The 20346-nt window shown below is 45.7% G+C and carries 21 protein-coding genes and 1 pseudogene; 11 read left to right on the top strand and 11 right to left on the bottom strand.

The genetic code is table 11. From position 1 onward, the window contains the following. Positions 1-69 precede the first annotated feature (69 nt). Genes ebsA through rbsK form a run of 3 tightly spaced genes read left to right on the top strand, consistent with a single transcriptional unit; the run spans position 70 to position 2578 of the window. The gene (gene ebsA / locus H6F66_RS07140; protein ID WP_190419663.1) at positions 70-444 is read left to right on the top strand and encodes a type IV pilus biogenesis protein EbsA; all 375 of its coding nucleotides are present in this window, start codon (positions 70-72) and stop codon (positions 442-444) included. A 26-nt stretch (positions 445-470) separates the two neighbouring features. Beyond that, the gene (locus H6F66_RS07145) at positions 471-1562 is read left to right on the top strand and encodes a DRTGG domain-containing protein (protein WP_190419665.1); all 1092 of its coding nucleotides are present in this window, start codon (positions 471-473) and stop codon (positions 1560-1562) included. A gap of 26 nt (positions 1563-1588) precedes the next feature. After that, the gene (rbsK, locus tag H6F66_RS07150; RefSeq protein WP_242019288.1) at positions 1589-2578 is read left to right on the top strand and encodes a ribokinase; all 990 of its coding nucleotides are present in this window, start codon (positions 1589-1591) and stop codon (positions 2576-2578) included. 212 nt (positions 2579-2790) lie between these two features. Here rbsK and H6F66_RS07155 read toward each other — a convergent pair whose 3' ends face one another. After that, positions 2791-3222, bottom strand: coding sequence for a nucleoside deaminase (locus H6F66_RS07155; RefSeq protein WP_190419667.1), 432 nt, complete (start codon positions 3220-3222; stop codon positions 2791-2793). A 108-nt stretch (positions 3223-3330) separates the two neighbouring features. Continuing rightward, positions 3331-3489 carry a hypothetical protein gene (locus H6F66_RS27985; RefSeq protein WP_206755773.1) on the bottom strand — a complete coding sequence of 53 codons (159 nt, stop codon included), beginning with the start codon at positions 3487-3489 and terminating at the stop codon, positions 3331-3333. A 77-nt stretch (positions 3490-3566) separates the two neighbouring features. Between H6F66_RS27985 and H6F66_RS07160 the strand changes: the two genes are divergently transcribed. Beyond that, a complete protein-coding gene (locus H6F66_RS07160; RefSeq protein WP_190419669.1) occupies positions 3567-4490 on the top strand; it encodes a nucleoside hydrolase in 924 nt (307 codons plus the stop codon). Between the two features lie 117 nt (positions 4491-4607). Here H6F66_RS07160 and H6F66_RS07165 read toward each other — a convergent pair whose 3' ends face one another. Continuing rightward, complete coding sequence (locus H6F66_RS07165) at positions 4608-4952, bottom strand: hypothetical protein (RefSeq protein WP_190419671.1); 345 nt, start codon at positions 4950-4952, stop codon at positions 4608-4610. Between the two features lie 614 nt (positions 4953-5566). Here H6F66_RS07165 and H6F66_RS07170 point away from each other — a divergent pair. After that, entirely contained in the window at positions 5567-6643 is a 1077-nt protein-coding gene (locus H6F66_RS07170; RefSeq protein WP_190419673.1) for a hypothetical protein, read from the top strand. A gap of 139 nt (positions 6644-6782) precedes the next feature. Here H6F66_RS07170 and H6F66_RS07175 read toward each other — a convergent pair whose 3' ends face one another. After that, on the bottom strand, positions 6783-7286 hold the full coding sequence (locus H6F66_RS07175; RefSeq protein WP_199295393.1) for a hypothetical protein: 504 nt from the start codon (positions 7284-7286) through the stop codon (positions 6783-6785). Here H6F66_RS07175 and H6F66_RS07180 point away from each other — a divergent pair. Further along, positions 7285-7467 (top strand): hypothetical protein, encoded by a 183-nt coding sequence (locus tag H6F66_RS07180; RefSeq protein ID WP_190419675.1) that lies wholly within the window; start codon positions 7285-7287, stop codon positions 7465-7467. The two genes, H6F66_RS07175 and H6F66_RS07180, sit on opposite strands and share 2 nt — an antisense overlap. A 160-nt stretch (positions 7468-7627) precedes the next feature. Here the strand turns inward: H6F66_RS07180 and rsmI are convergent, their stop codons facing one another. Next, positions 7628-8515, bottom strand: a complete 888-nt coding sequence (rsmI, locus tag H6F66_RS07185) for a 16S rRNA (cytidine(1402)-2'-O)-methyltransferase (RefSeq protein ID WP_190419677.1) — start codon at positions 8513-8515, stop codon at positions 7628-7630. A gap of 22 nt (positions 8516-8537) precedes the next feature. On the opposite strand from rsmI, the gene H6F66_RS07190 reads away from it, so the two are divergent. Then, a complete protein-coding gene (locus H6F66_RS07190; protein WP_190419680.1) occupies positions 8538-9401 on the top strand; it encodes a sugar kinase in 864 nt (287 codons plus the stop codon). Positions 9402-9460: 59 nt separating this feature from the next. After that, a complete protein-coding gene (locus tag H6F66_RS07195) occupies positions 9461-10333 on the top strand; it encodes an inositol monophosphatase family protein (protein WP_190419682.1) in 873 nt (290 codons plus the stop codon). Positions 10334-10381: 48 nt separating this feature from the next. On the opposite strand, the gene H6F66_RS07200 is transcribed toward H6F66_RS07195, so the two are convergent. From H6F66_RS07200 to H6F66_RS07220, 5 genes are all read right to left on the bottom strand, one after another. Continuing rightward, the gene (locus H6F66_RS07200; protein ID WP_190419684.1) at positions 10382-10621 is read right to left on the bottom strand and encodes a Nif11-like leader peptide family natural product precursor; all 240 of its coding nucleotides are present in this window, start codon (positions 10619-10621) and stop codon (positions 10382-10384) included. A gap of 489 nt (positions 10622-11110) precedes the next feature. Next, complete coding sequence (locus H6F66_RS07205; RefSeq protein ID WP_190419686.1) at positions 11111-11998, bottom strand: hypothetical protein; 888 nt, start codon at positions 11996-11998, stop codon at positions 11111-11113. Positions 11999-12096: 98 nt separating this feature from the next. Continuing rightward, positions 12097-12609, bottom strand: coding sequence for a hypothetical protein (locus H6F66_RS07210; protein WP_190419688.1), 513 nt, complete (start codon positions 12607-12609; stop codon positions 12097-12099). Positions 12610-12694: 85 nt separating this feature from the next. Further along, positions 12695-13339 (bottom strand): class I SAM-dependent methyltransferase, encoded by a 645-nt coding sequence (locus tag H6F66_RS07215; RefSeq protein ID WP_190419690.1) that lies wholly within the window; start codon positions 13337-13339, stop codon positions 12695-12697. A 231-nt stretch (positions 13340-13570) separates the two neighbouring features. Next, positions 13571-14581: a phosphoribulokinase gene (locus H6F66_RS07220; protein WP_190419692.1), complete on the bottom strand. Its 1011-nt coding sequence runs from the start codon at positions 14579-14581 to the stop codon at positions 13571-13573. Between the two features lie 541 nt (positions 14582-15122). Between H6F66_RS07220 and petH the strand changes: the two genes are divergently transcribed. Both petH and ftsH2 read left to right on the top strand, forming a co-directional pair. Continuing rightward, positions 15123-16394, top strand: a complete 1272-nt coding sequence (gene petH, locus H6F66_RS07225) for a ferredoxin--NADP reductase (protein ID WP_190419694.1) — start codon at positions 15123-15125, stop codon at positions 16392-16394. A gap of 608 nt (positions 16395-17002) precedes the next feature. Further along, positions 17003-18889 (top strand): ATP-dependent zinc metalloprotease FtsH2, encoded by a 1887-nt coding sequence (gene ftsH2, locus H6F66_RS07230; protein ID WP_190419696.1) that lies wholly within the window; start codon positions 17003-17005, stop codon positions 18887-18889. Positions 18890-18990: 101 nt separating this feature from the next. Here the strand turns inward: ftsH2 and H6F66_RS07235 are convergent, their stop codons facing one another. Next, on the bottom strand, positions 18991-19953 hold the full coding sequence (locus H6F66_RS07235; RefSeq protein WP_190419698.1) for an ankyrin repeat domain-containing protein: 963 nt from the start codon (positions 19951-19953) through the stop codon (positions 18991-18993). A gap of 233 nt (positions 19954-20186) precedes the next feature. Between H6F66_RS07235 and H6F66_RS28275 the strand changes: the two are divergent. Beyond that, positions 20187-20346, top strand: a pseudogene (locus tag H6F66_RS28275) (IS630 family transposase); the annotation flags it as partial.

A 20346-nucleotide genomic window follows, 5' to 3' on the forward strand; every position in this document is an offset into this window, starting at 1 on the left:
ATGCTGGCTTGGCAGACAATTAAGGAAGACCCGACTGCCAAATAGACGGAAATTGAGGAAAGTTTCAGTATGTCAATCGACCAACTTCAGCCTGCACCCCAAGGGGATGTCAGTGTTTATATGCCCTACTACCAGGGTACCAAGCGTAATATGTTACCCTTGGCAATTAGCTTGTATCAAAAAGGATCTTTAGAAGGTAATCGCAAAATAGAAGGCGGCGAAAGCATTCCTTTTGTTGCCACCTGGTATGTCTCTAAAATGCCCATAGAGCTTACCCGTTGCAGATTGCAGTTTGATGGGAATGCGGAGCTGAGTTACGAAGTGATGATGGCAAATTCGGAGTTGGTCGATTTTTTAATCGACGTAATTATGAATTACAAGCGCACTCGCTCAATCGACTTTTCTCAGGCGTTCTATCGCAAGCTGCTACGTGCAGACAGTTGAACACCGTAAAAATTAGGAGTGAGGGTGTGCCAAAATCAGCTAAATATTTGCTAATTGGGTCAACAGAAGCTTACAGTGGCAAGTCAGCGGCAATCTTAGGGATTGCCCACCAGCTCAAAGAAAGAGGACTGGATATCGCCTACGGTAAACCACTAGGTACTTGTTTAAGCGAGTCGCAAACGGATGCGATGGAGGAGGATGTCCGGTTACTGGCAACTGTGTTGAAATTACCAGATAACCGGGTTTGCCCAACTCTGCTGTCTCTAGATGAGGAGACAATTCAAAGACGCTTATCGGGAGTTGACCAGAGGGATTATCGCGAGTCTCTTGAGCAGTATCGCATGGTGCCTGGGGCAAAGTTGGTGTTGTTGGAAGGGCCTGGTAATTTGGAGGAGGGGAGCTTGTTCGACTTGTCTTTGGGACAGGTCGCTGCTGCTGTTGACGCGGCGGTTTTACTGGTGGCGCGTTTTCACTCGGTGTTGTTGGTGGATGCTTTGTTATCAGCTAAAGAGAGACTGGGCGATCGCTTGCTGGGTGTTTTGATTAACGATATTCCCTCTAAGAATCTGGAAGATGCCCAGAAGTTTGTGCGTCCTTTTCTGGAACGGCAGGGAATTCCGGTGCTGGCAATGTTGCCACGCAGTGAATTACTGCGGAGTGTCAGCGTTCGGGAACTGGTACACCAGCTGAAGGCAGAAGTGCTTTGCCGTCCGGATCGGTTAGATTTGATGGTGCAAAGCTTGACAATTGGCGCAATGAATGTTAATTCAGCGCTGAAGTATTTCCGGAAGGGAATGAATATGGCGGTGGTAACTGGAGGCGATCGCACAGACATCCAACTAGCCGCCCTGGAAACTTCTACCCAGTGTCTGATTTTGACTGGTCAACTGCCGCCGCAACACTTTATCCTCAGCCGCGCTGAAGATTTAGAGATCCCGATTCTCTCGGTTGACCTGGATACGCTAACAACTGTAGGAATTATCGATCGTGCCTTTGGTCAGGTACGGCTACACGAACCGATCAAAATAGAGTGTATCCGCCAGATGATGGCGGAACACTTCGACATTGACCGCCTTATGGGGACTTTGGGTTTGGAAGCAGCAGTGACGGTGCAATAAACAAAGTTGCTAATGGTTAATAGCTAATGGCTAATTGTCAGAAGCAACTATTAGCAATTAGCAATACTTCCATCATGAGCAAAGTAATTGTCTTCGGCAGCATTAATATGGATTTGGTAGCGCGATCGCATCGGTTGCCAGTCGCCGGGGAAACGCTGCGGGGACATGACTTTTTTACCGCCGCTGGTGGCAAAGGGGCGAATCAAGCGGTAGCAGCAGCCCGACTGGGGGTTCCAACCCAGATGGTGGGGCGTTTGGGCGGCGACAGTTTTGGGCGCGAACTCCTGGCAGGTCTTCAAGCTTCTAGCGTTGATACCGGGGCGGTGTTGGTGGATGAGGCAGCTGCTTCTGGTGTCGCTATTATTACTGTGGATGACGCTGGAGAAAATAACATTATCATCGTTGCTGGGGCTAATGGGCGCGTGAACGAGAACGATGTTGAACGCCTGAAAAATTGGTTACCTGAAGCCGCCGCCTTACTCTTACAGTTAGAGATACCGATGAGTGCTGTTTTAGCAGCAGCCGAGGCAGGGCGACAGGCTGGTGTCCGAGTGATTCTCGACCCCGCACCAGCATCATTGGATATCCCACAGCAGCTTTATCCGTTGGTTGACATCATCACCCCTAACGAAGTGGAAGCGGGGCAGTTGGTGGGTTTTCCCGTAGATGGGCAAGAATCTGCTGATAAAGCTGCCACAATTTTACTTGGTTGGGGTGTGGGAAACGCAATTGTAAAGTTGGGCGATCGCGGTGTCTTTTGTGCAACCTCTCAAGAGAAGTTCTTCGTTCCAGCTTTTAGAGTCCAAGCGGTTGACACAACTGCTGCCGGAGATGCCTTTAATGGTGCTTTGGCTACGGCTTTGGCTGAGGGGCGTTCTCTACGGGAGGCAGTGGTGTGGGGTGCGGCTGCTGGTGCTATTTCTGCAACTACTGCTGGCGCACAGCCTTCTCTGCCTGATCGGGAGATGTTTAATAGGTTTCTGGGCGAGAGAGGTATTTTTCAAACGCCAAGGTAGGCAAAGAAACAGAGGAATTTCTCTTGTTTAATTGGAGAGTTGGAGGGAGATTTTATTAATAAACATTGCTTTTTTCTGGTAGTATAAAATCTGGATTAAATAAATACTTAGAGATAGTTCTTCCTTATCAAAATTATAATATCATAAAAAGTCAACGGCTTCAAGCGGTTGAGAATAAAAAATTTTTCTTTTGATTAAGAGCAACCTAACGATTACTTTCCAATATCCTCATTCCACAACTGCGGATTTTTCTGGATAAAATCGCTCATTAACTGCTTACATTCATCCAAGTTTAAATCTATCACCTCAACGCCATGAGATTCCATAAATTCTTTGGCACCGGAGAAGGTTGCAGACTCACCAACAATAACTTTTTTAATCCCAAATTGGACGACGGCACCAGCACAGAGATAACAAGGCATTAACGTAGAATAAAGTGTTGTATCCTTGTAATTGCCGATTCTGCCAGCGTTGCGTAAGCAATCAATTTCGGCGTGGGTAACGGGGTCGCTATCTTGGACGCGCTTGTTGTGTCCTCTACCGACAATTTTCCCGTCTTTTACCAGAACTGAACCGATGGGAATTCCTCCCTCACCGAGTCCTTGTTTTGCTTGTGCGATCGCATCTGTCATAAACTCATCCATAAGGCTTCACTTCTCACACTTAGGTTTTTTTAAGGATACTGCTTGGGAACGCGATCGCTCAAGTTTTTGATATCTCCCTCCTCCAGTTTTAAACATCTGGAGGAGTGGCTAATAGTGTAGACGAGGCTGCAACTGGAGAGAAGTTCCCATTGCAGCCTCTAAACGACAGATTGCCAATCTATCAAAAATTTTACCCCAATGCGCTTCCTCTTTCACGAAGGGAAGACTTAAACTTCTCTGATAGGTATCCGGGGCTACTTTACCCATATAGAGTGGAAGGTGAATATTTTCGGGAAACGCTTCACCAAGATAGATGATTCTCGGCTTAATTCAAGCAAATGTCTATGTTAAAACAACTCGTATTAATGGATCATGATGGCGGCGTTGATGATTATCTCGCCACGATGCTGCTGATGACGATGGAGAATGTGCAACCACTCGGTATTATCGTTACGCCAGCTGATTGCTATGTTGAACCTGCTGTGAGTGCAACACGCAAAATTCTAGATTTAATGAAATGTTCTGATGTACCAGTGGCAGAAAGTACGGTGCGAGGAATTAATCCGTTTCCGCGACTTTTTCGCCGCGATTCTTTGGTTGTGGATCATTTCCCAATTCTCAATGAACGAGAAACAATTGAGACATCTTTGGTGAAAGAATCTGGTCAGGAATTTATGGTACGGATGTTAAAAGAAGCATCAGAACCAGTGACGTTAATGGTAACAGGGCCATTGACGACAGTAGCAGCTGCACTAGATTTAGATAGGGAAATTGAAGGGAAAATTAAAGAGATTGTCTGGATGGGGGGTGCGCTGAATGTTCCTGGTAACGTTAGCAAAGATATTGAGGCGGGACAGGATGGTTCGGCTGAGTGGAATGCTTATTGGGACCCTATTGGTGTGAATCGAGTTTGGCAGACTTCAATCCCGATTATCTTGTGTCCTTTAGACCTAACTAATAATGTGCCAGTGACATCAGAAGTGGTGCGCCAAATGGGTCGTCAGCGTCAATATCCTGTTTCTGATTTGGCGGGACAATGTTATGCACTGGTTATCCCCCAAGATTATTATTTTTGGGATGTTTTGGCTACAGCATATCTCGCGCATCCGGAGTTTTATGAAGTAGGGGAAGAGGAGACAATTATTGTCACAAGTGGCAAGAGTCAAGGACGAACAAAGGTGGAAACTGGAGGCAGAAAAATTCGCGTTATGGAGAAGGTGGATAAGCAGCGATTTTACGATTATATTTTGCAGCAATGGGCGCGTTAATGTATCTATGCAGGATAGACAATGCCCGCTCTACAAAATATAGTAATTCTAATTTTGTATTACAGGCAGGAGAGCCTGTCTACAAACGAAGAAATTCACACCTCGTTTAGGATTGAATTAAAACCTAACTCTGCCCTCGTTTAACAATTTGTAGCCACCAGCTAAAGCCACAAAACCTATGAAGAAATTCCAGAGGCTAGTTGGTCTTAAGATAACGCCACCGCTCAAGAAAACTAGCACTATACCTATTCCCAACAAAATCGCTCCAAAGTTTCCAGTTTCTCTTCTAAAAAATATCAAACAAATTGCACCGCTCATGATGGCTAGAACGGAACCCATAGCAGATAAGTTGCGCCAATAGTAAGGGTAGATATGAGTTGCAAAGATAATATTTTTACCTAAAAAGTATACGCCGATAAGAAGCACGATGAAGCCAATCAGTTTGATCAAGAGTCTGGTCATTATTTTGGCTGCTCTCTTAGTTGTCTGACTCCAGCAATTGTACTGAACCAACTCAGAGGGGAAATCCTTAATTTTGCCTAAGTTTCAATTACCGTTGTATTTCAGCTACGGGATATTACGCACGAGGGATGACTAAGCAGAGGTAGAAGAAGCGATCGCTTGGCTCTAATCTAAGGTGAAGGTATGATTTTTTTGGTTCCCCGGCTCAGCCTCCTAAGGAGGATAAAAGCATGACGCGATCGCATTCTTGACCCATAATGGGTAATTACAAATTTTTGTCAAGGTACAAAGTGTATAAACTTATTTATGAGAAACATTACATTAAGTCAACATTTATATACATAATGATTTATTTTTTGCAAAAACCAGGGAAAATACTGATAAATTAATTTTGTGAAGAGTTTGTAGAAATTCTGCAAAGAATTTGTAAAGTCTGTAGCAAATTACATATTTTTTGTTCCGTGTAACGGCAACCGTCTTCCCTGTTATATCTCGGCTTGATTTTTATAACTAAAGGCTATGGGCGAAGTCCATAAGCCAATAGCGAGGGGAATCCCAGACATAAAAGCTGGGATTGGTAGATTTGAATACCTTTTGATAATTTTGGATGTTTTATGACCCCCTTATCTGCATCGGCTAAAGTTCAGTCTCTTCCTGTTTCTACTTCCAAGCCTCAACTTGTTGAAAGTTTTGCACCCGCCTCTACCCGCAAATCAACAAAATCAAACGTGCATTCTCTAGCAGCCCTGTGGGCGCGAAAGTATTATGTTGCTGTTACTGCGGACTATGATGCTCAGGAGCTAAGAAAAAACCAAAGTTTAAAAGAAATTACATCTGCTGAAGGTCGAGCTGAAACGGCTAAAAAGCTCCTAGATAACTTGAGTTTAGCCAGTGCAAGAGCTTGGTCTAAGACGGAAACGCTCTTATCACAAGAGATTCGCCGCCACGGTATTAACCCAGACTTAATCAATCCGTTGGAAATTGCCGCAGATACTCGCGAGTTATTTCAAAAAGTGCTGGATGGCTATGCTGAGAGAGTAACGGCGCATCGTGTGTCAGTGTCTGCGGGGTCAGACTTTGGCCGGGTGCGACAGAAATATACTAAGGTTGATCCTCGCGCCATTGGCTTCGTGAGTATGCAGTTTCATTACACGGGTCAAATGTTACTTGAGTGGCTTGCACCGCCAGAGCAGGCGCTGTGGATGCCGTACTTAAAAATGATGGATGACCATATGTATATGCCGCTACGAGCTGCCTACGAAGCTGCGGCTAACCATAACATGGATTCTCCAGCACTCAAAGCAGTTCAGAATCTTCTACCTGTCAGCACCAAGATTGCCCACGCAGTTTGTAACCAAGTTTGCCGTCAACACCCCAACTATCGCACCTACAGCGGTAACTTGAGTGAAGATATTGTCAAAACCGCCAGTATCCGGGATGCTGAGATGTTTCAGGTTTATCTATGTCTGTGCATTTTGCAAGACAATATGCAGGCGGTGCAGCAAGAACTCTTTCCTTTGTGCGTGATGTTATACCCTCGCTTGAATGTGAGCTGGAGGCTGGTGCAACAAATGCTACAAACTATGGGTTGGCAAATGCACAATCTCCTAAATCCTGAGGATATGGCAACTTTGTTACCTTATCTACGCACGATGACAGATATGTTTTCTGATGAGGTGTTTAGTCATTAGTTCTTAGTTATTAGTCAAGGGTGCATCCAATGAGAGCAGCCTACACTCTAAAGGGTGTGGCTATACAAACAATGTCTGCCAACACAAAGGTGTTGTTTGTTTGCCCTTGACTTTAGTCTTCAGGCGTTTTTACTTGGTATTAATTACCGCAGCTTTGACCCTGACAATCAACTCTAACGGCGCGAATTATGCCGTCGTCTTTATATTGCTTGGTTTGGTTAAACTCACCGGATGCTGAAGGATAAACTCCTACCAAGCTGTTATCTCCAAAGGAACCAAGGCGGAAGGCAATATTCTTCGCAGGTTCATTAGCAAAGCTGACGTATTCTCTACCTTCTATTGCGGTGTTGTAAGACAACGTGGCATCTCCGTAAGCGGCTTCGGCTTGTTTGAGTGGTGTGCCGGAACCTACTCCTTTTTCAGTTCGATAAGCGGGATTTTCTGTTAGCAAATATTCGATTTTATCGGAGTCAGTTAGGGGTTTTGCCGCTGGGTAGAGGATATAATATTGTACTTTTCCGTTTTGACTGACTGCGATCGCATCAAAATCTACAATATAAGGCGACATTACCTTAAACTCAGCATTCGCTCCCAACTGTTTTTTGAGTTCGCCCACAGTCATCCCGACTTTGGCAGGGCCCATGCCCTCTGCTGAGATTTTAAAGTTCGCTGAGACGGGAGACAATTTTACCGATGTTGGTGTTGGGGTGGAAGTTGGCGACGGCGGCGTTGTCGCGGTGGTGGTGGGTGAAGGCGTACTTAAAGAGGTTGGCTGTTTTGTTGACGTAGTACAACCCGTGAGTGTTATCAGAAAAATTAAGTAACCAGAGAAGAATTGAGTTTTCATATTAAATTGGGGAATGGGGAATTAGGGATTAGGGATTGGGGATTGGGGATTGAGGAATTGGAAAGAATCTTACCTAGTCCCTTCCAGTTCCTTCCTAGTACCTAGTCCCTAGCCCCCAGTCCCCCAATCCCCAACCCCTAGTTTTCTTCTATTGTTTCCGCTTCGGTGTTGGGAATAACCGGAATTTCTAAAGCTAATTGATAGATTTGGCGGCGAGGGATGGAAGTGGCTTTTGCTAATTGGCGACTAGCTTGCGATCGCGATATTCCTTGATACAATAGCTGCTGTAATTCTGCTTTCAGCGCCTCTTCTGACAGCAATGGTGTTACCAACTCACCACCAGCGACGACGAGAGTAAATTCTCCTTGCGGTTCGCGCTGATTATAGTGAAGAATTGCTTCCCCAATTGTTCCCCGCCAAAACTCTTCGTGCAATTTTGTTAACTCTCTGGCTAATACAATTTTCCTGTTTTCTCCTAGTACAGCGGCTAAATCTTGCAATGTTTGCCGCAGTCGGTGGGGTGCTTCGTAAAATATGAGAGTTCTGGTTTCTGTTTGTAAACTTTCTAAATGTTGTTGCCTGTCTGCACCTTTTGCTGGTAAAAAGGCTTCAAATACAAATCTATCTGTAGGTAATCCAGCAGCACTTAGGGCAGTTGTTACAGCAGTGCAACCGGGAATAGGAACTACGGGCATTTCTGCCTCAATACAGGCTTTAACCAGTTCGTAACCTGGATCGGAGATTCCTGGCATCCCAGCGTCAGTGACCAGCGCGATCGCTTTCCCCATTTTCAACTGCTGCAACAACTCTGGAATGCGCTGTGCTTGGTTATGTTCGTGGTAGCTAATTTGAGGCGTTTTTATCTGAAAATGCTGCAAAAGCTTCCCAGTGTGGCGCGTGTCTTCAGCTGCGATCGCATCCACCTCCTGCAAAATTCGCACCGCCCGAAAAGTCATATCTTCCAGGTTGCCAATTGGAGTTCCTACAACATAAAGTGCTATAGGAAGACTATCTGCTTTTCCCATATATTCAAAATTCTGAAGTTAGATGGCACTTGGACTTTTTGTAGGATTAGTTACTTTAGATTTTGTTTATTTAACGGCAGGTTTGCCTCAAAAAAATCAAAAAATGGTGGCATCTGACTATACTGTGGCAGCCGGTGGGCCTGCTACCAATGCCGCAGTAACTTTTAGTTATTTGGGCGGAGGTGCAACGCTTTTGGGTGTGGTTGGCAGTCATCCGATTAATTGCTTAATCCGGAGTGACTTGGAAAGTCACACTGTTACACAAATAGACTTAGCACCCACTCACGACGAACCGCCGCCCATATCTTCTATTATCGTTACTCAAGGGACAGGCGATCGCGCTGTAGTTTCGCTGAATGCTACCAAAACTCAAGTTAGTTGCGATCGCATTCCCAAAGATATCTTGCAAGGGGTTAATATCGTCCTCATTGATGGACATCAAATGGCAGTTGGACAGGAAATCGCCCGAAAAGCCAAAGAAAATCATATCCCCGTCGTCATAGACGGCGGCAGCTGGAAGCCTGGATTTGAGAATGTATTGCCTTTTGTAGATTACGCCCTTTGTTCGGCAAATTTTTATCCACCGGGTTGCAATACAACAGAAGAAGTTTTTTCCTATTTATCAGAGATGGGAATTCCCCATATTGCCATTACTAACGGCGAAAAACCGATCCAATACATTTCGCAAGGTACTAACGGCTGGGTAGAAGTTGCCCAAATCAATCCTGTCGATACCTTGGGTGCTGGGGACATTTTTCACGGTGCCTTTTGCCATTATATTTTGGAGGAAAATTTTACAGATGCGATCGCTCTAGCGGCACAAATTGCCTCCCATTCCTGTCAATTTTTTGGCACTCGGCGATGGATGCAGCAAGGCAGCATATAATTAAAGATTAATCATTTTGTTAACCTCCCACCAACTGCCAACAGTCGAGGAATCTTAACGTGACATTAAAATCATTGGGTGAAAACCAATATGAAGGGCTAGAAGAAATTGTAGCGATCGCCCGAACTGTTGGCTGGGGTGCCGCCGATATCCTACAGTCTTACTATCGCGGCGATAAAAGCGTCGGCAACTTGGAAATTCAAAACAAAAAAGATGGGCCAGTCACAGCTGCTGATGTGGCTGTAAATCAATACATTCTACATAACTTGCAGGCATCTTTAGGTACCCAAGATTTCGGATACCTCAGCGAAGAAACTTATAAATCTCAGACACCCATACCTACTCAACCTTGGGTGTGGATTATTGACCCCCTTGATGGTACGCGAGACTTTATCGACCGTACTGGGGAATACGCCGTTCATATTGCCCTAATCAATGCAGGACGACCAGTCGCGGCAGTGGTAGTAGTGCCTGAAGCTGGAAAATTGTATTACGCAACCATTGGCGGCGGCACGTTTGTAGAAACCCGTGATGGGGAAGTAAAGCCAATACGAGTATCGGAACACAACACGATTGCAGATTTAACGGTAGTCGCCAGTCGTACCCATCGGGATGATCGCTTCGATCGATTATTGCAAAACCTGCCCTTTAAAAATAAACATTATGTGGGCAGCGTCGGTTGCAAAATTGCTACTATCATCGAACAAACAGCGGATGTTTACATCTCCCTATCTGGAAAGTCTGCTCCTAAAGATTGGGATATGGCTGCACCTGAGTTAATTTTGACAGAAGCTGGCGGAAAGTTTACTTATGTTGATGGCAACCCTTTGAAGTACAACACAGGGGATGTAAATCAATGGGGTTGCTTGATAGCTAGTAACGGTAACTGTCACGAAGAAATTTGTCAGCAGGCATCAGAAATTTTGGCATAGATGGGGGTTGGGGACTGGGTAAGATTTTTCCCAATTCCCAATCCCCAATTACCTTGGATGAAGATGTCGCCGGGGTGAGATACCCGGGTTGACTAAAGCTGCTAACTCGTCTTGCTTCTTCGACAAATTGCTTAACGCAGTATCTAATTCTTCGGGTGAGAAAATATAGCTACGTTCTTTGGCAATCTCCACCAAAGTTTCTGGTTCTTGTGCTGCTTTAACTTTTTCTTTTAATCGTTGATCTTGTTTTACGCTTTCCAAAAATTCTCTAACAGTTTCTATTGCCATGACAGTAAATCTCCTTTGAATCTTTGATTCAATCGCATAGTGCATTGGAGTCGGCATGGGGTTGGGGGCGTAGAGACGTTAAGATAGAACGTCTTTACAACGGTTATCGGTAAACAATTTATCTTATCCAAACCGTATTGGGAGAGAAGCGATCGCCCCCTACCCCTCACGTCGGCTTTATCAGATACTCTTAAGAATAAGTATTTCTGTGCTATAAATCACAAAATATTGACAAAAATTAAAGCAAAAAAAAATAGAGTGTATCCCAATCTTGCATCTATAAGTGGATATGCCAAATAAATTACATATCAAATCCTATTGAAAGCCTTATGTAGCAATGCAAAGTTGTGTAATTTATTCTAGACAGTTACTTACCCACATTGCCTGAGCCTGGGCTTTTGCGTACTACGCCCGCGCAACGCGAGGCTTAAAATTAAAGCCCGCGAAGGCGGGCTTTGTTCGCGAGAGCCGCGACTTTAGTCGTTGAGCTTAAATTTCGGCTGAGGCGCGTTCAATCAAACGACGAGCCAGGGTTTGAGTCCCAGTGTGTTCGTAGTAGTTAGTTGTCACATCTAGAAAAGCACCCAAGTAGTCTAACTTGTCGTTAGAAATTTCTACAAAATTGTGCAGGTTCTTAACAACTTTTTCTGGTGTCAAACCGCGAGAAGTAACCAAACCGCTCATCCAGCCTTTGACTGAATCAAAGCTTTGACCAATGAAGTTTAGCTTACCTTGAGAACTGCCACCTGGAATCAGATCGTGGACGCGCTGATAGGTCTGATTTTGTTCTAATTCTGAGGGATTTGTCTGATTTAAGCTGGAAGTAGCTTGCAGGAGGAAGTCAGGGCCAAGAGGAACCAGACCATCAAAGCAAACCAGCGCCACCATCCGCATCAGAGATTCGCCGCTATAGTCACTCAAAGACGCAACAAAATCACCGATGCTGTCTCCGGGGATGCCGTTGATTTGGCAGAAAGCAACTAACTCAACTACTAATTTTATGGTCAAATCAATGGCTTGAGCTTTGTTAGCTTTGGGAGTAAGGCGGTTTAAAAGTCCCAAAAAGGGAATGTTTTCACCAACTTTGTTGGCTAGAGCAGCTGCACCCAAGGCTTTATCTGCATTATCAACAGTTTGATAAAGCCACATGGCTCGTTGATAACCTTGCGACTTGTCGTTATACAAGTAAACAGCACGTTCGCCAATTTGCTGAATAAAGGCGGCGTCGGTTTCTCCGGTGACAGCGCGAATGGTGTTGTCGAATCCAACTATATTTTGCCACTCGCCAGGAACCACAAAATCAAGCGCTCGTAGCGCTCTCGTGGTCATGTTGTTGGTTGATAGCTCATCAACCAATTCAAAAATAGGTTTGCTCACAAAAGTCTCCTTGTTTAGTCAATCAATGGTCATTAGTCATTAGCTAATGGCTAATCATTTTTCAACGATTAGCCATGCTGACAATAGCAACAGACTACTTACTTCAGTCGTGCCAGACCACTGAGATTAAATCTTTGTAACCATGCTTCGCGATCGCTTTGGGTAAAGGAAGCATCGCGGGATTGCACTTTGACTTGGTAGCGATCGCCTACTAAAATAGCAGTGCCGTTACTGCCCTGATTAACTGCTGGATACCCAGCGATTCTTTGAGTGCTGCTGTTGAATTTAGCTGCGGCTGTAGGGTTGCTGATTGTGTCATTGATAGACAGCACCGCTACATCCTTGCCGCCTTGTTTCAGCTTATACTCAGCAAAGCCTTTTTTCTCTTGAGCTGCTACGGTCTGGAAGCCACCGCTACCTTTTGGAAAGAATTTATTAAATTGGCTACCCTGTGTAGCATCTTTGGCAACTGCTGAAGGGGCATTTCTCTGGGTACTTTCCTTTTGCGCCTGAGCGTAAGGAGAGGGAGCCTGAGTTGCACAAGATGTCACCAGCAGCAATACTGACAGTAATAAAGCCGCTAAAATTCTACGCCCATTTTGGAAAAACATTACCGCCTCCTGATAGCTTTAATTTCTACACTTAATCCCCATCTTGGCATTTTTGCCATCTTACCTGGGGAAATTTCCACTTAGCTTAAAGCCGCTGACTTATTACAGCATAGAAAGGATCGCCGCCAGCTGCACCCATCCACTGGAGGAAATTGGGAGCGCTGGATTTTCGGGTAATGACTTCAGGCGGACTAAATTCTGGGACTGAGGTAAAGTAACTTTTAACCAACTCAACGCGACTAGATTCTGAACCATCCCGCCATGCAGCGATCGCTTTTTGGTAAAACATCCGGTTAGAAAAGCTGATAATCGCAATTCCACCCGGTTTCAGAACCCGGTGAATCTCAGAAAATACCGCATCCGGGTATTGCAGATACTGCACCGAAACGCAGATGAGAACCGCGTCAAAATCACCATCGGGCAAGGGTAACTTAGGATTTTTGTTTAAATCTTGTACAAAGTAATGATCTAAACGGGAATTGCGCCCCAGTTCCTCCTCGTTGAGTCCGTGTCCTTCGATGTGAGCAAATTCCATCTCCTCTGGTAGATGGGAAACCCAGCTGCTCATCATGTCCAAGATGCGAGTATTTGGCTTCAGCCGTTCTCTATATAAATCTGTCAGCTGTTTAATGAAGCCTTCGTCTACGTGCGTCACAAAGCGCGGGTAGGAGTAGAACAGCGTATCATCCGTATCGTCTAACTTTGTGCGTTGATTCGGTTTGAGGAACATAAGATGCAAGATTACGATATCTTTACATTTCTCAGTTTAGGAAATGTTAAGGAATTTAAACGCAAAGCAAGCATTCAATACTCACACACCGTCATCAGCTGGTTAAGGGGAAAAACAAAACGCGAGAGACTTTTGTCAGTTTCTCGCGTTGTTCATCATCTAGTTTAATAGTCGCGCTTCCGCAAGCTCTCAACGCTCTTTCCATTTGCCTGGGAGCCTGAGAGCCTTTAATTACACTTTCGTAGCTGCCAGAGACTGGCTCTTTCCAGAAGTTAAGCGCTCGTATGTCGCCCGCATCTTCAGACCTACTAACACCTGGAACAACCCAGTACCATTGTTAGAGCCTGGATACTCCCGGTGATGAAGCAACAGTTCTGTCAGTTCGCCGTGGTACTTGGCAGAAGTCTTGCTGAGGTGGCTTTCGATGTAGATAACTTCCTCTAGCTTTTCAAACTGACCATCCACTTCCAGAATAGAAACCTCGTGACCATAGTAGCTATCTGGCCCGTAGTACATCTTGATGCCGGGATAGCCGCAGGTGAGTTTGCGTCCGCAGGGTCTCCAATCAATTGTTGACCCTTCATCAAACAGGTAAGCTGGCTCAAAGCCTTCCACAGCATCCCGCTGAATTAGACGCACCCGCAGAATCTTGCCTTCCTTTTCCTCCTTGACTAATTGGGTCGGCAAAACCTGGATCACAACGTCAGCGTGTTCCTTCTGTGGCTCAATGTAGGCGGTAAAGTCGGGGCGGCGAGAGTTGATGGCAGCCATGACATCAGCGTAGGTGTGTCCGCGCTCAGCCATATCTCGCTGAATTTTCCAGGCAATTTTGACTTCATCGCTGATATCTAGGTACACGCTGAAGTCTAGAAGCGATCGCACTCGCTCATCATACAACGGGTGAAGTCCCTCGATCACGATAATGTGGTTAGGGTTTACTCGCTCTGGTGGATCAATCGCGCCGGTTTCGTGGTTGTAAATTGGCTTATCGATACTCTTACCGTTCTTCAGCGCTTTGATCTGCTCGTACATCAGATCGAAGTTATTCGCTTTCGGGTTTAGCGCTGTAATTCCCGTTTCTTTGCGCTGCTTACGATCCAAACTGTGGTAATCGTCCAAGCAGATCACCGTCACAAAATCTTCCCCGAACAAATCGGTCAATCGGCGCAAAAATGTGGACTTACCGCATCCGGAGTCTCCAGCAACACCAATTAAAACCACACGATCCAGCTGACTGGTCATAGCTTCCCTCTAACGCAAAAAATTTTCTTTTCAGTAGTTTTAAGCAATCTAAATCCCTAGCCAAGAGGTTCCCCTCGGTTTTTATGCGGTGGCATAAGCACTAAAGCATAACCATTGTTAACATACAGCACAGCTGATGTGCTGTTGCCCGTTGAGGACGACTCAAGCCCAGTCCAGTAAGTATTTAATACTAGCTGCTACACTGTATCTTACCAGAATGAGATAGACGCTACAAGGCTGACTGTGATTAGAATTATCTCGCTCAGTTCTTATGCTACGCTTTACGAGCGCATTTTTAGAAAGAAAAAATTAAATTGACTCAATAGCGACATTCTCTGCTGGGATGACTCTGTATTGTGGAAGTGCAAACATTGGGTTCTCGGCTAAGAAACTGGGCGATCTCCCAATGGTGACGGCCCCAAAGTGAGCGCGCTCGCTCCATTTTGATCAATCGCTAAGTACACATGGTATGTGCTTTAGGAGTGCGCTTTGTAGCAGAATGTTAAGTGAACCTGGGATCGGAGGAGATATTTAACAGCTAATGTATAACTCAAGCACAGCCAACGGTACTGCGAATACAGAATCTGGGAGCCGCGTCTTTGTTTATGAAGTGGTGGGTCTGCGTCAGAACGAACAAACTGACCAAATGAACTACCCCATTCGTCGCAGTGGTAGCATATTCATCACAGTGCCATACAGCCGCATGAACCAAGAAATGCGGCGGATCGCTCGCATGGGTGGCAAAATTGTCAACATCCAGCAACTGAGTGTTGACAGCAGCATGAATGGCTCTTTAGCCAACCGCTCTGTGGCACAAACAAGCGAAGCGAATGGGCAAGCCACTTCTTCACAACCCGCAGCACAGGACAAGAAAGCAGGAGAAGAAAGCAAGCCTATGACTCAAGCAAAGGAAAAGACTGAAAAAGATATTCCCGTTAATATCTACCGTCCGAATAATCCTTTTATTGGTCGGTGTATCAGCAATGAAGAAATGGTTCGTGAGGGCGGAATCGGCACTTGTCGTCACGTCACCTTCGATATTTCTGAGGGGGATTTACGATATTTAGAAGGTCAAAGTATTGGTATCATCCCGCCGGGAATCGACAAGAAAGGCAAACCGGAAAAACTCAGGCTCTACTCGATTGCTTCAACTCGTCACGGTGATGGAGTTGATGACAAGACTGTATCCTTGTGCGTCCGGAGACTAGAGTACAAGCATCCTGAGACTGGCGAAATGGTCTATGGTGTTTGCTCTAGCCACATCTGCGGTCTCCAGCCTGGGGATGAAGTGAAAATCACGGGGCCAACTGGTAAGGAAATGCTGCTTCCAGACGATCCGAATGCCACGATTATTATGATGGCAACAGGAACTGGAATTGCGCCATTCCGCGCTTACCTATGGCGGATGTTCAAAGATGCCGAAAGAGCAGCCAACCCCGACTATAAGTTCAACGGTTTGGCATGGCTCTTCTTTGGTATCGCTACAACTCCCAACATCCTCTACAAAGAAGAATTGGAAGAGTTGCAGGATAAGTACCCGGACAACCTCCGCCTGACCTACGCCATCAGTCGCGAACAGAAAAACCCTCAAGGCGGCAGAATGTACATCCAAGACCGGATTGCTGAGAATGCTGAAAAACTTTGGGAACTGATGCAGAAGGACAATACCCACACCTACATCTGTGGATTGAAGGGTATGGAAGGTGGCATTGATGAGGCGCTTTCTGCCGTCGCCGCCAAGCAAGGGGTGAACTGGACTGAATACCAACGGGCGATGAAGAAAGCTGGTCGCTGGCATGTAGAAACCTACTAGGGTTGAAACTGCCCTGCAAGGCTTTCATTCTCATAATCTAAATTGGCTATATTGGCGCGTCTGCTTCTCGTGGCTTAAACCTCGGAAGCGGGCGCGTCATACCTTTTTGGATTAATGTTTGATCTAGCGATCGCTCTGAGGAAACATATAGCAATCCTGTTTTAGTTGTGAGGTGCCAGCCCTTCAGATACCCGACTTCTTAGAGAAGTCGGGTATCTCGCCTTCACGAATCATTGAGGACTGCTATCTACCTCAAAAGCTCTTTTTATAAGTTAGGGCGCGATATCCAGCCGACTATTCCAGAAACCGTATTAAAGACTGGTGGCTATCTCCGGTGATTAAACCAAAATTCAAAAAATTAACTTCCATTTCGGTAATTGACAATTTACATCTCTTGTAGTATGTAATAGCCATGAGTTGCCCTAATCCTGAGAATTAAGTTAAATTTGATTAAGTTCAACGTTAAAGTGTTTACTAAGGCCTCGCTCAGGCTCGCCAGATTGCACTGGTGAAAAAAAGCGAAGATACTGCGCTCATTTAGTCTTTGTCATGACTCCAGAGCTGGATTGAATCTGCATATATTAACCGTTTGGAGACCCCACTAGCTTATGAAATTTTCTTGGAGAATATTAGTTCTTTGGACATTACCAGCCTTGGTGATCGGGTTCTTCCTGTGGCAAGGGGCATTTGCTGCCGCTCCTGCTGACATGGGTAAGAACACCGCCAGCACCCGCATGACCTACGGGCGCTTTTTGGAATATCTCAATGACGGTCGTTTAACCAGTGTTGACCTATACGATGGTGGTCGGACGGCAATTGTGGAAGCCGTCGATCCAGACCTGGATAACCGAATACAGCGGCTGCGGGTAGATTTGCCATCAAATGCTCCAGAACTGATTTCTCAGCTCAGAAAAGCTAATATCAGCTTTGATACTCATCCAGCGCGTAACGACGGCGCTATTTGGGGATTTCTGGGAAATTTGATTTTCCCGATTCTGTTGATTGCTGGGCTGTTTTTCTTGTTCCGTCGCTCTAGCAACATTCCTGGTGGCCCCGGTCAAGCGATGAACTTTGGCAAATCCAGAGCCAGATTCCAGATGGAAGCAAAAACAGGAATCAAATTTGACGATGTAGCTGGGATTGAAGAAGCCAAAGAAGAACTAGAAGAAGTTGTCACCTTCCTGAAGCAACCGGAACGGTTTACAGCAGTGGGAGCGAGAATTCCCAAAGGAGTGCTGTTAGTAGGCCCTCCGGGAACTGGTAAGACTTTATTGGCAAAAGCGATCGCCGGCGAAGCTGGAGTCCCATTTTTCAGCATCTCAGGATCTGAGTTCGTGGAAATGTTTGTCGGCGTTGGTGCATCCCGCGTCCGCGACTTGTTCAAAAAAGCCAAAGAAAACGCCCCTTGTCTGATTTTCATCGATGAAATTGACGCTGTAGGACGGCAACGCGGCGCTGGAATTGGCGGCGGTAACGACGAGAGGGAACAAACCCTCAACCAGTTGCTGACCGAGATGGACGGCTTTGAAGGCAACACCGGGATTATTATTATTGCCGCTACCAACCGCCCCGATGTACTAGATTCCGCCTTATTGCGTCCGGGACGCTTTGACCGTCAAGTAATGGTCGATGCTCCCGACTTGAAAGGTCGTGTGGCAATTCTGGAAGTACACGCCCGCAACAAAAAAATCGCTCCGGAAGTATCCTTAGAAGCGATCGCTCGTCGTACCCCAGGTTTCACAGGTGCTGACTTAGCCAACCTGCTCAACGAAGGTGCAATTTTAACAGCTCGTCGTCGTAAAGATGCCATCACCATGTTGGAAATCAACGACGCTGTAGACCGAGTGGTTGCTGGGATGGAAGGCACCCCTCTAGTAGACAGCAAGAGCAAGCGATTGATTGCCTACCATGAAATCGGTCACGGGATTATTGGCACCTTGGTTCCAGATCACGACCCCGTACAGAAAGTAACTCTGGTTCCACGAGGACAGGCACGCGGTTTAACCTGGTTTACTCCTTCTGAGGATTCAGGATTGGTTTCGCGATCGCAACTCCTAGCCCGCATTAAAGGCGCTTTAGGCGGACGTGCTGCTGAGGAAGTTATCTTTGGCGATTCGGAAATCACCACTGGTGCTGGCGGCGACCTGCAACAGGTTACAGGACTAGCACGGCAAATGGTAACTCGCTTCGGGATGTCTGACCTCGGCCCCCTGTCTTTAGAAAGCCAGAGTGGGGAAGTATTTTTAGGTCGAGATTGGACAAGCCGCAGTGAATATTCTGAGGAAATTGCTTCTCGGATTGATGCTCAGGTACGCTCAATCGTTGCTCATTGCTACGAAGAAGCCTGTCAGATCATGCGCCAAAACCGCGAAGTGGTTGACCGTCTCGTTGATTTGTTGATTGAGAAGGAAACAATTGACGGTGAAGAGTTCCGCCAAATTGTAGCTGAGTACACAGAGGTTCCTGAAAAAGAGCAATTTGTGCCAACTCTGTAGTAGCTAATTGCTAATAGCTAATTGAGGGGGTGAGGTGACTCATCCCCATTTTTTTTTGTTTGTGCGGGAGGAAGAGGGAATGCGATCGCTACATCTTCTCATTAAAAATCTTGCGACTTGGTAGCACCGGCTTGCTTGAGTAATTCAATCACCTCAGCGTGTTGTCTACCTTTGTAATGTCCTTCCATAATGCCCAACTCAGCATATTCAAGAGGATTATAGTAATCTTCAACCCTGACATTCACATCAGCACCCGCTTCTACCAAGGCGCGAACAATCTCAAGATGTCCTGCGTAAGCAGCATTAAGTAGTGGATTAAAATAGCCTTCGCTGGCTCTTTTGTTTACGTCTGCACCAGCTTCAATCAGCATCCTCACGATTTCATCATGCCCTCTTGAAGCTGCATTGCATAAGGCGGTGCTATTCATCCTGTGATTAACGTCCGCGCCTGCTTGAATTAACGCTCTAACGTGTTCTACGTTTCCGTCATAAGCTGCTCGAATTAAGGCAATTTCATTCATTCCTTCTTCTGAAGCACCAGCTTGTTTGAGCAGGCGAACAATTTTAGGATGTCTGTTACCCTCAGCCAGCATCATCGCTGTATTGCCATCATCATCTCTAGCATCCAGGTCTGCACCTGCTTCTATCAAAGCCTGTATGGAATCGGCATAACCCGCCATAGCAGCCAACATCAGGGCGGTACGACCATCCTCACCTTTGAGATTGATGTTTGCCCCCGCTTCCACTAACATTTTGACCACTTCAGCACGTTTTCCTGTTGCAAAAAAGCTTTCAGCTACGTGCATCAAAGCGGTTTCTCCTTCACCGAGTCCATCTTCTTCGCTCAAAATATCTAACTCAGCACCTGCATCAATTAGAGTTTGAACTACAGGAATATGAACGTAATGAGCCGCATACATTAGGGCAGTTTGACCATTAGAGCCAATAGCATTGATGTCTATCCCTGCCTCAATTGCTACCTTTACTGCTTCTATATTTCCCATCATTGCCGCATCAATGAAGTCTTCGACATCCTTTTTCTGTAACCGCTCCTTTCTCTTCACACCGTTCTCAATTTCTTTCTCCCCACGCTTGCGGATGTCTTCAGAAACCAGCGGATACAGATAATCGTAAACTTCTTGCTGTCCCCCAGTAGCAGCACGAAGCAGAGGAGTAGCTCCCTGTCCCCAAGCATTTACATCAGCACCTGCTTCTAAGTAGTTAGACAGAATTAATTACACAAATAAGTAATAAAATACATTAAAATTAAGAAGTTATGTATTAATTCGTGTTACTGATGATATTCCTTCGAGAAGTAAATTCCCTTTCAGCTAAATTAGTGGGGCGAATTTATCACCAAAGCCGACATCATCAGGTGCGTCAAAGAGCGCATTGTATAATTTTAGCCAATCAAGGGGTAAAAGTCGAAGAACTAACAAAGGTTTTCCAAGTTAGCC

The organism is Trichocoleus sp. FACHB-6 (genome assembly GCF_014695815.1).
GTDB classification, from domain to species: Bacteria; Cyanobacteriota; Cyanobacteriia; order Cyanobacteriales; family FACHB-T130; genus Funiculus; species Funiculus sociatus.

Bases quoted from the DNA above. Each gene is read 5' to 3' on its own strand.
- ebsA (WP_190419663.1), top strand. From the start codon at position 70: ATGTCAATCGACCAACTTCAGCCTGCACCCCAAGGGGATGTCAGTGTT.
- rbsK (WP_242019288.1), top strand. From the start codon at position 1,589: ATGGCTAATTGTCAGAAGCAACTATTAGCAATTAGCAATACTTCCATC.
- H6F66_RS07155 (WP_190419667.1), bottom strand. From the start codon at position 3,222: ATGGATGAGTTTATGACAGATGCGATCGCACAAGCAAAACAAGGACTC.
- H6F66_RS27985 (WP_206755773.1), bottom strand. From the start codon at position 3,489: ATGGGTAAAGTAGCCCCGGATACCTATCAGAGAAGTTTAAGTCTTCCC.
- H6F66_RS07160 (WP_190419669.1), top strand. From the start codon at position 3,567: ATGTTAAAACAACTCGTATTAATGGATCATGATGGCGGCGTTGATGAT.
- H6F66_RS07165 (WP_190419671.1), bottom strand. From the start codon at position 4,952: ATGACCAGACTCTTGATCAAACTGATTGGCTTCATCGTGCTTCTTATC.
- H6F66_RS07170 (WP_190419673.1), top strand. From the start codon at position 5,567: ATGACCCCCTTATCTGCATCGGCTAAAGTTCAGTCTCTTCCTGTTTCT.
- H6F66_RS07180 (WP_190419675.1), top strand. From the start codon at position 7,285: ATGCCCTCTGCTGAGATTTTAAAGTTCGCTGAGACGGGAGACAATTTT.
- H6F66_RS07175 (WP_199295393.1), bottom strand. From the start codon at position 7,286: ATGGGCCCTGCCAAAGTCGGGATGACTGTGGGCGAACTCAAAAAACAG.
- rsmI (WP_190419677.1), bottom strand. From the start codon at position 8,515: ATGGGAAAAGCAGATAGTCTTCCTATAGCACTTTATGTTGTAGGAACT.
- H6F66_RS07190 (WP_190419680.1), top strand. From the start codon at position 8,538: ATGGCACTTGGACTTTTTGTAGGATTAGTTACTTTAGATTTTGTTTAT.
- H6F66_RS07200 (WP_190419684.1), bottom strand. From the start codon at position 10,621: ATGGCAATAGAAACTGTTAGAGAATTTTTGGAAAGCGTAAAACAAGAT.
- H6F66_RS07210 (WP_190419688.1), bottom strand. From the start codon at position 12,609: ATGTTTTTCCAAAATGGGCGTAGAATTTTAGCGGCTTTATTACTGTCA.
- H6F66_RS07215 (WP_190419690.1), bottom strand. From the start codon at position 13,339: ATGTTCCTCAAACCGAATCAACGCACAAAGTTAGACGATACGGATGAT.
- H6F66_RS07220 (WP_190419692.1), bottom strand. From the start codon at position 14,581: ATGACCAGTCAGCTGGATCGTGTGGTTTTAATTGGTGTTGCTGGAGAC.
- petH (WP_190419694.1), top strand. From the start codon at position 15,123: ATGTATAACTCAAGCACAGCCAACGGTACTGCGAATACAGAATCTGGG.
- ftsH2 (WP_190419696.1), top strand. From the start codon at position 17,003: ATGAAATTTTCTTGGAGAATATTAGTTCTTTGGACATTACCAGCCTTG.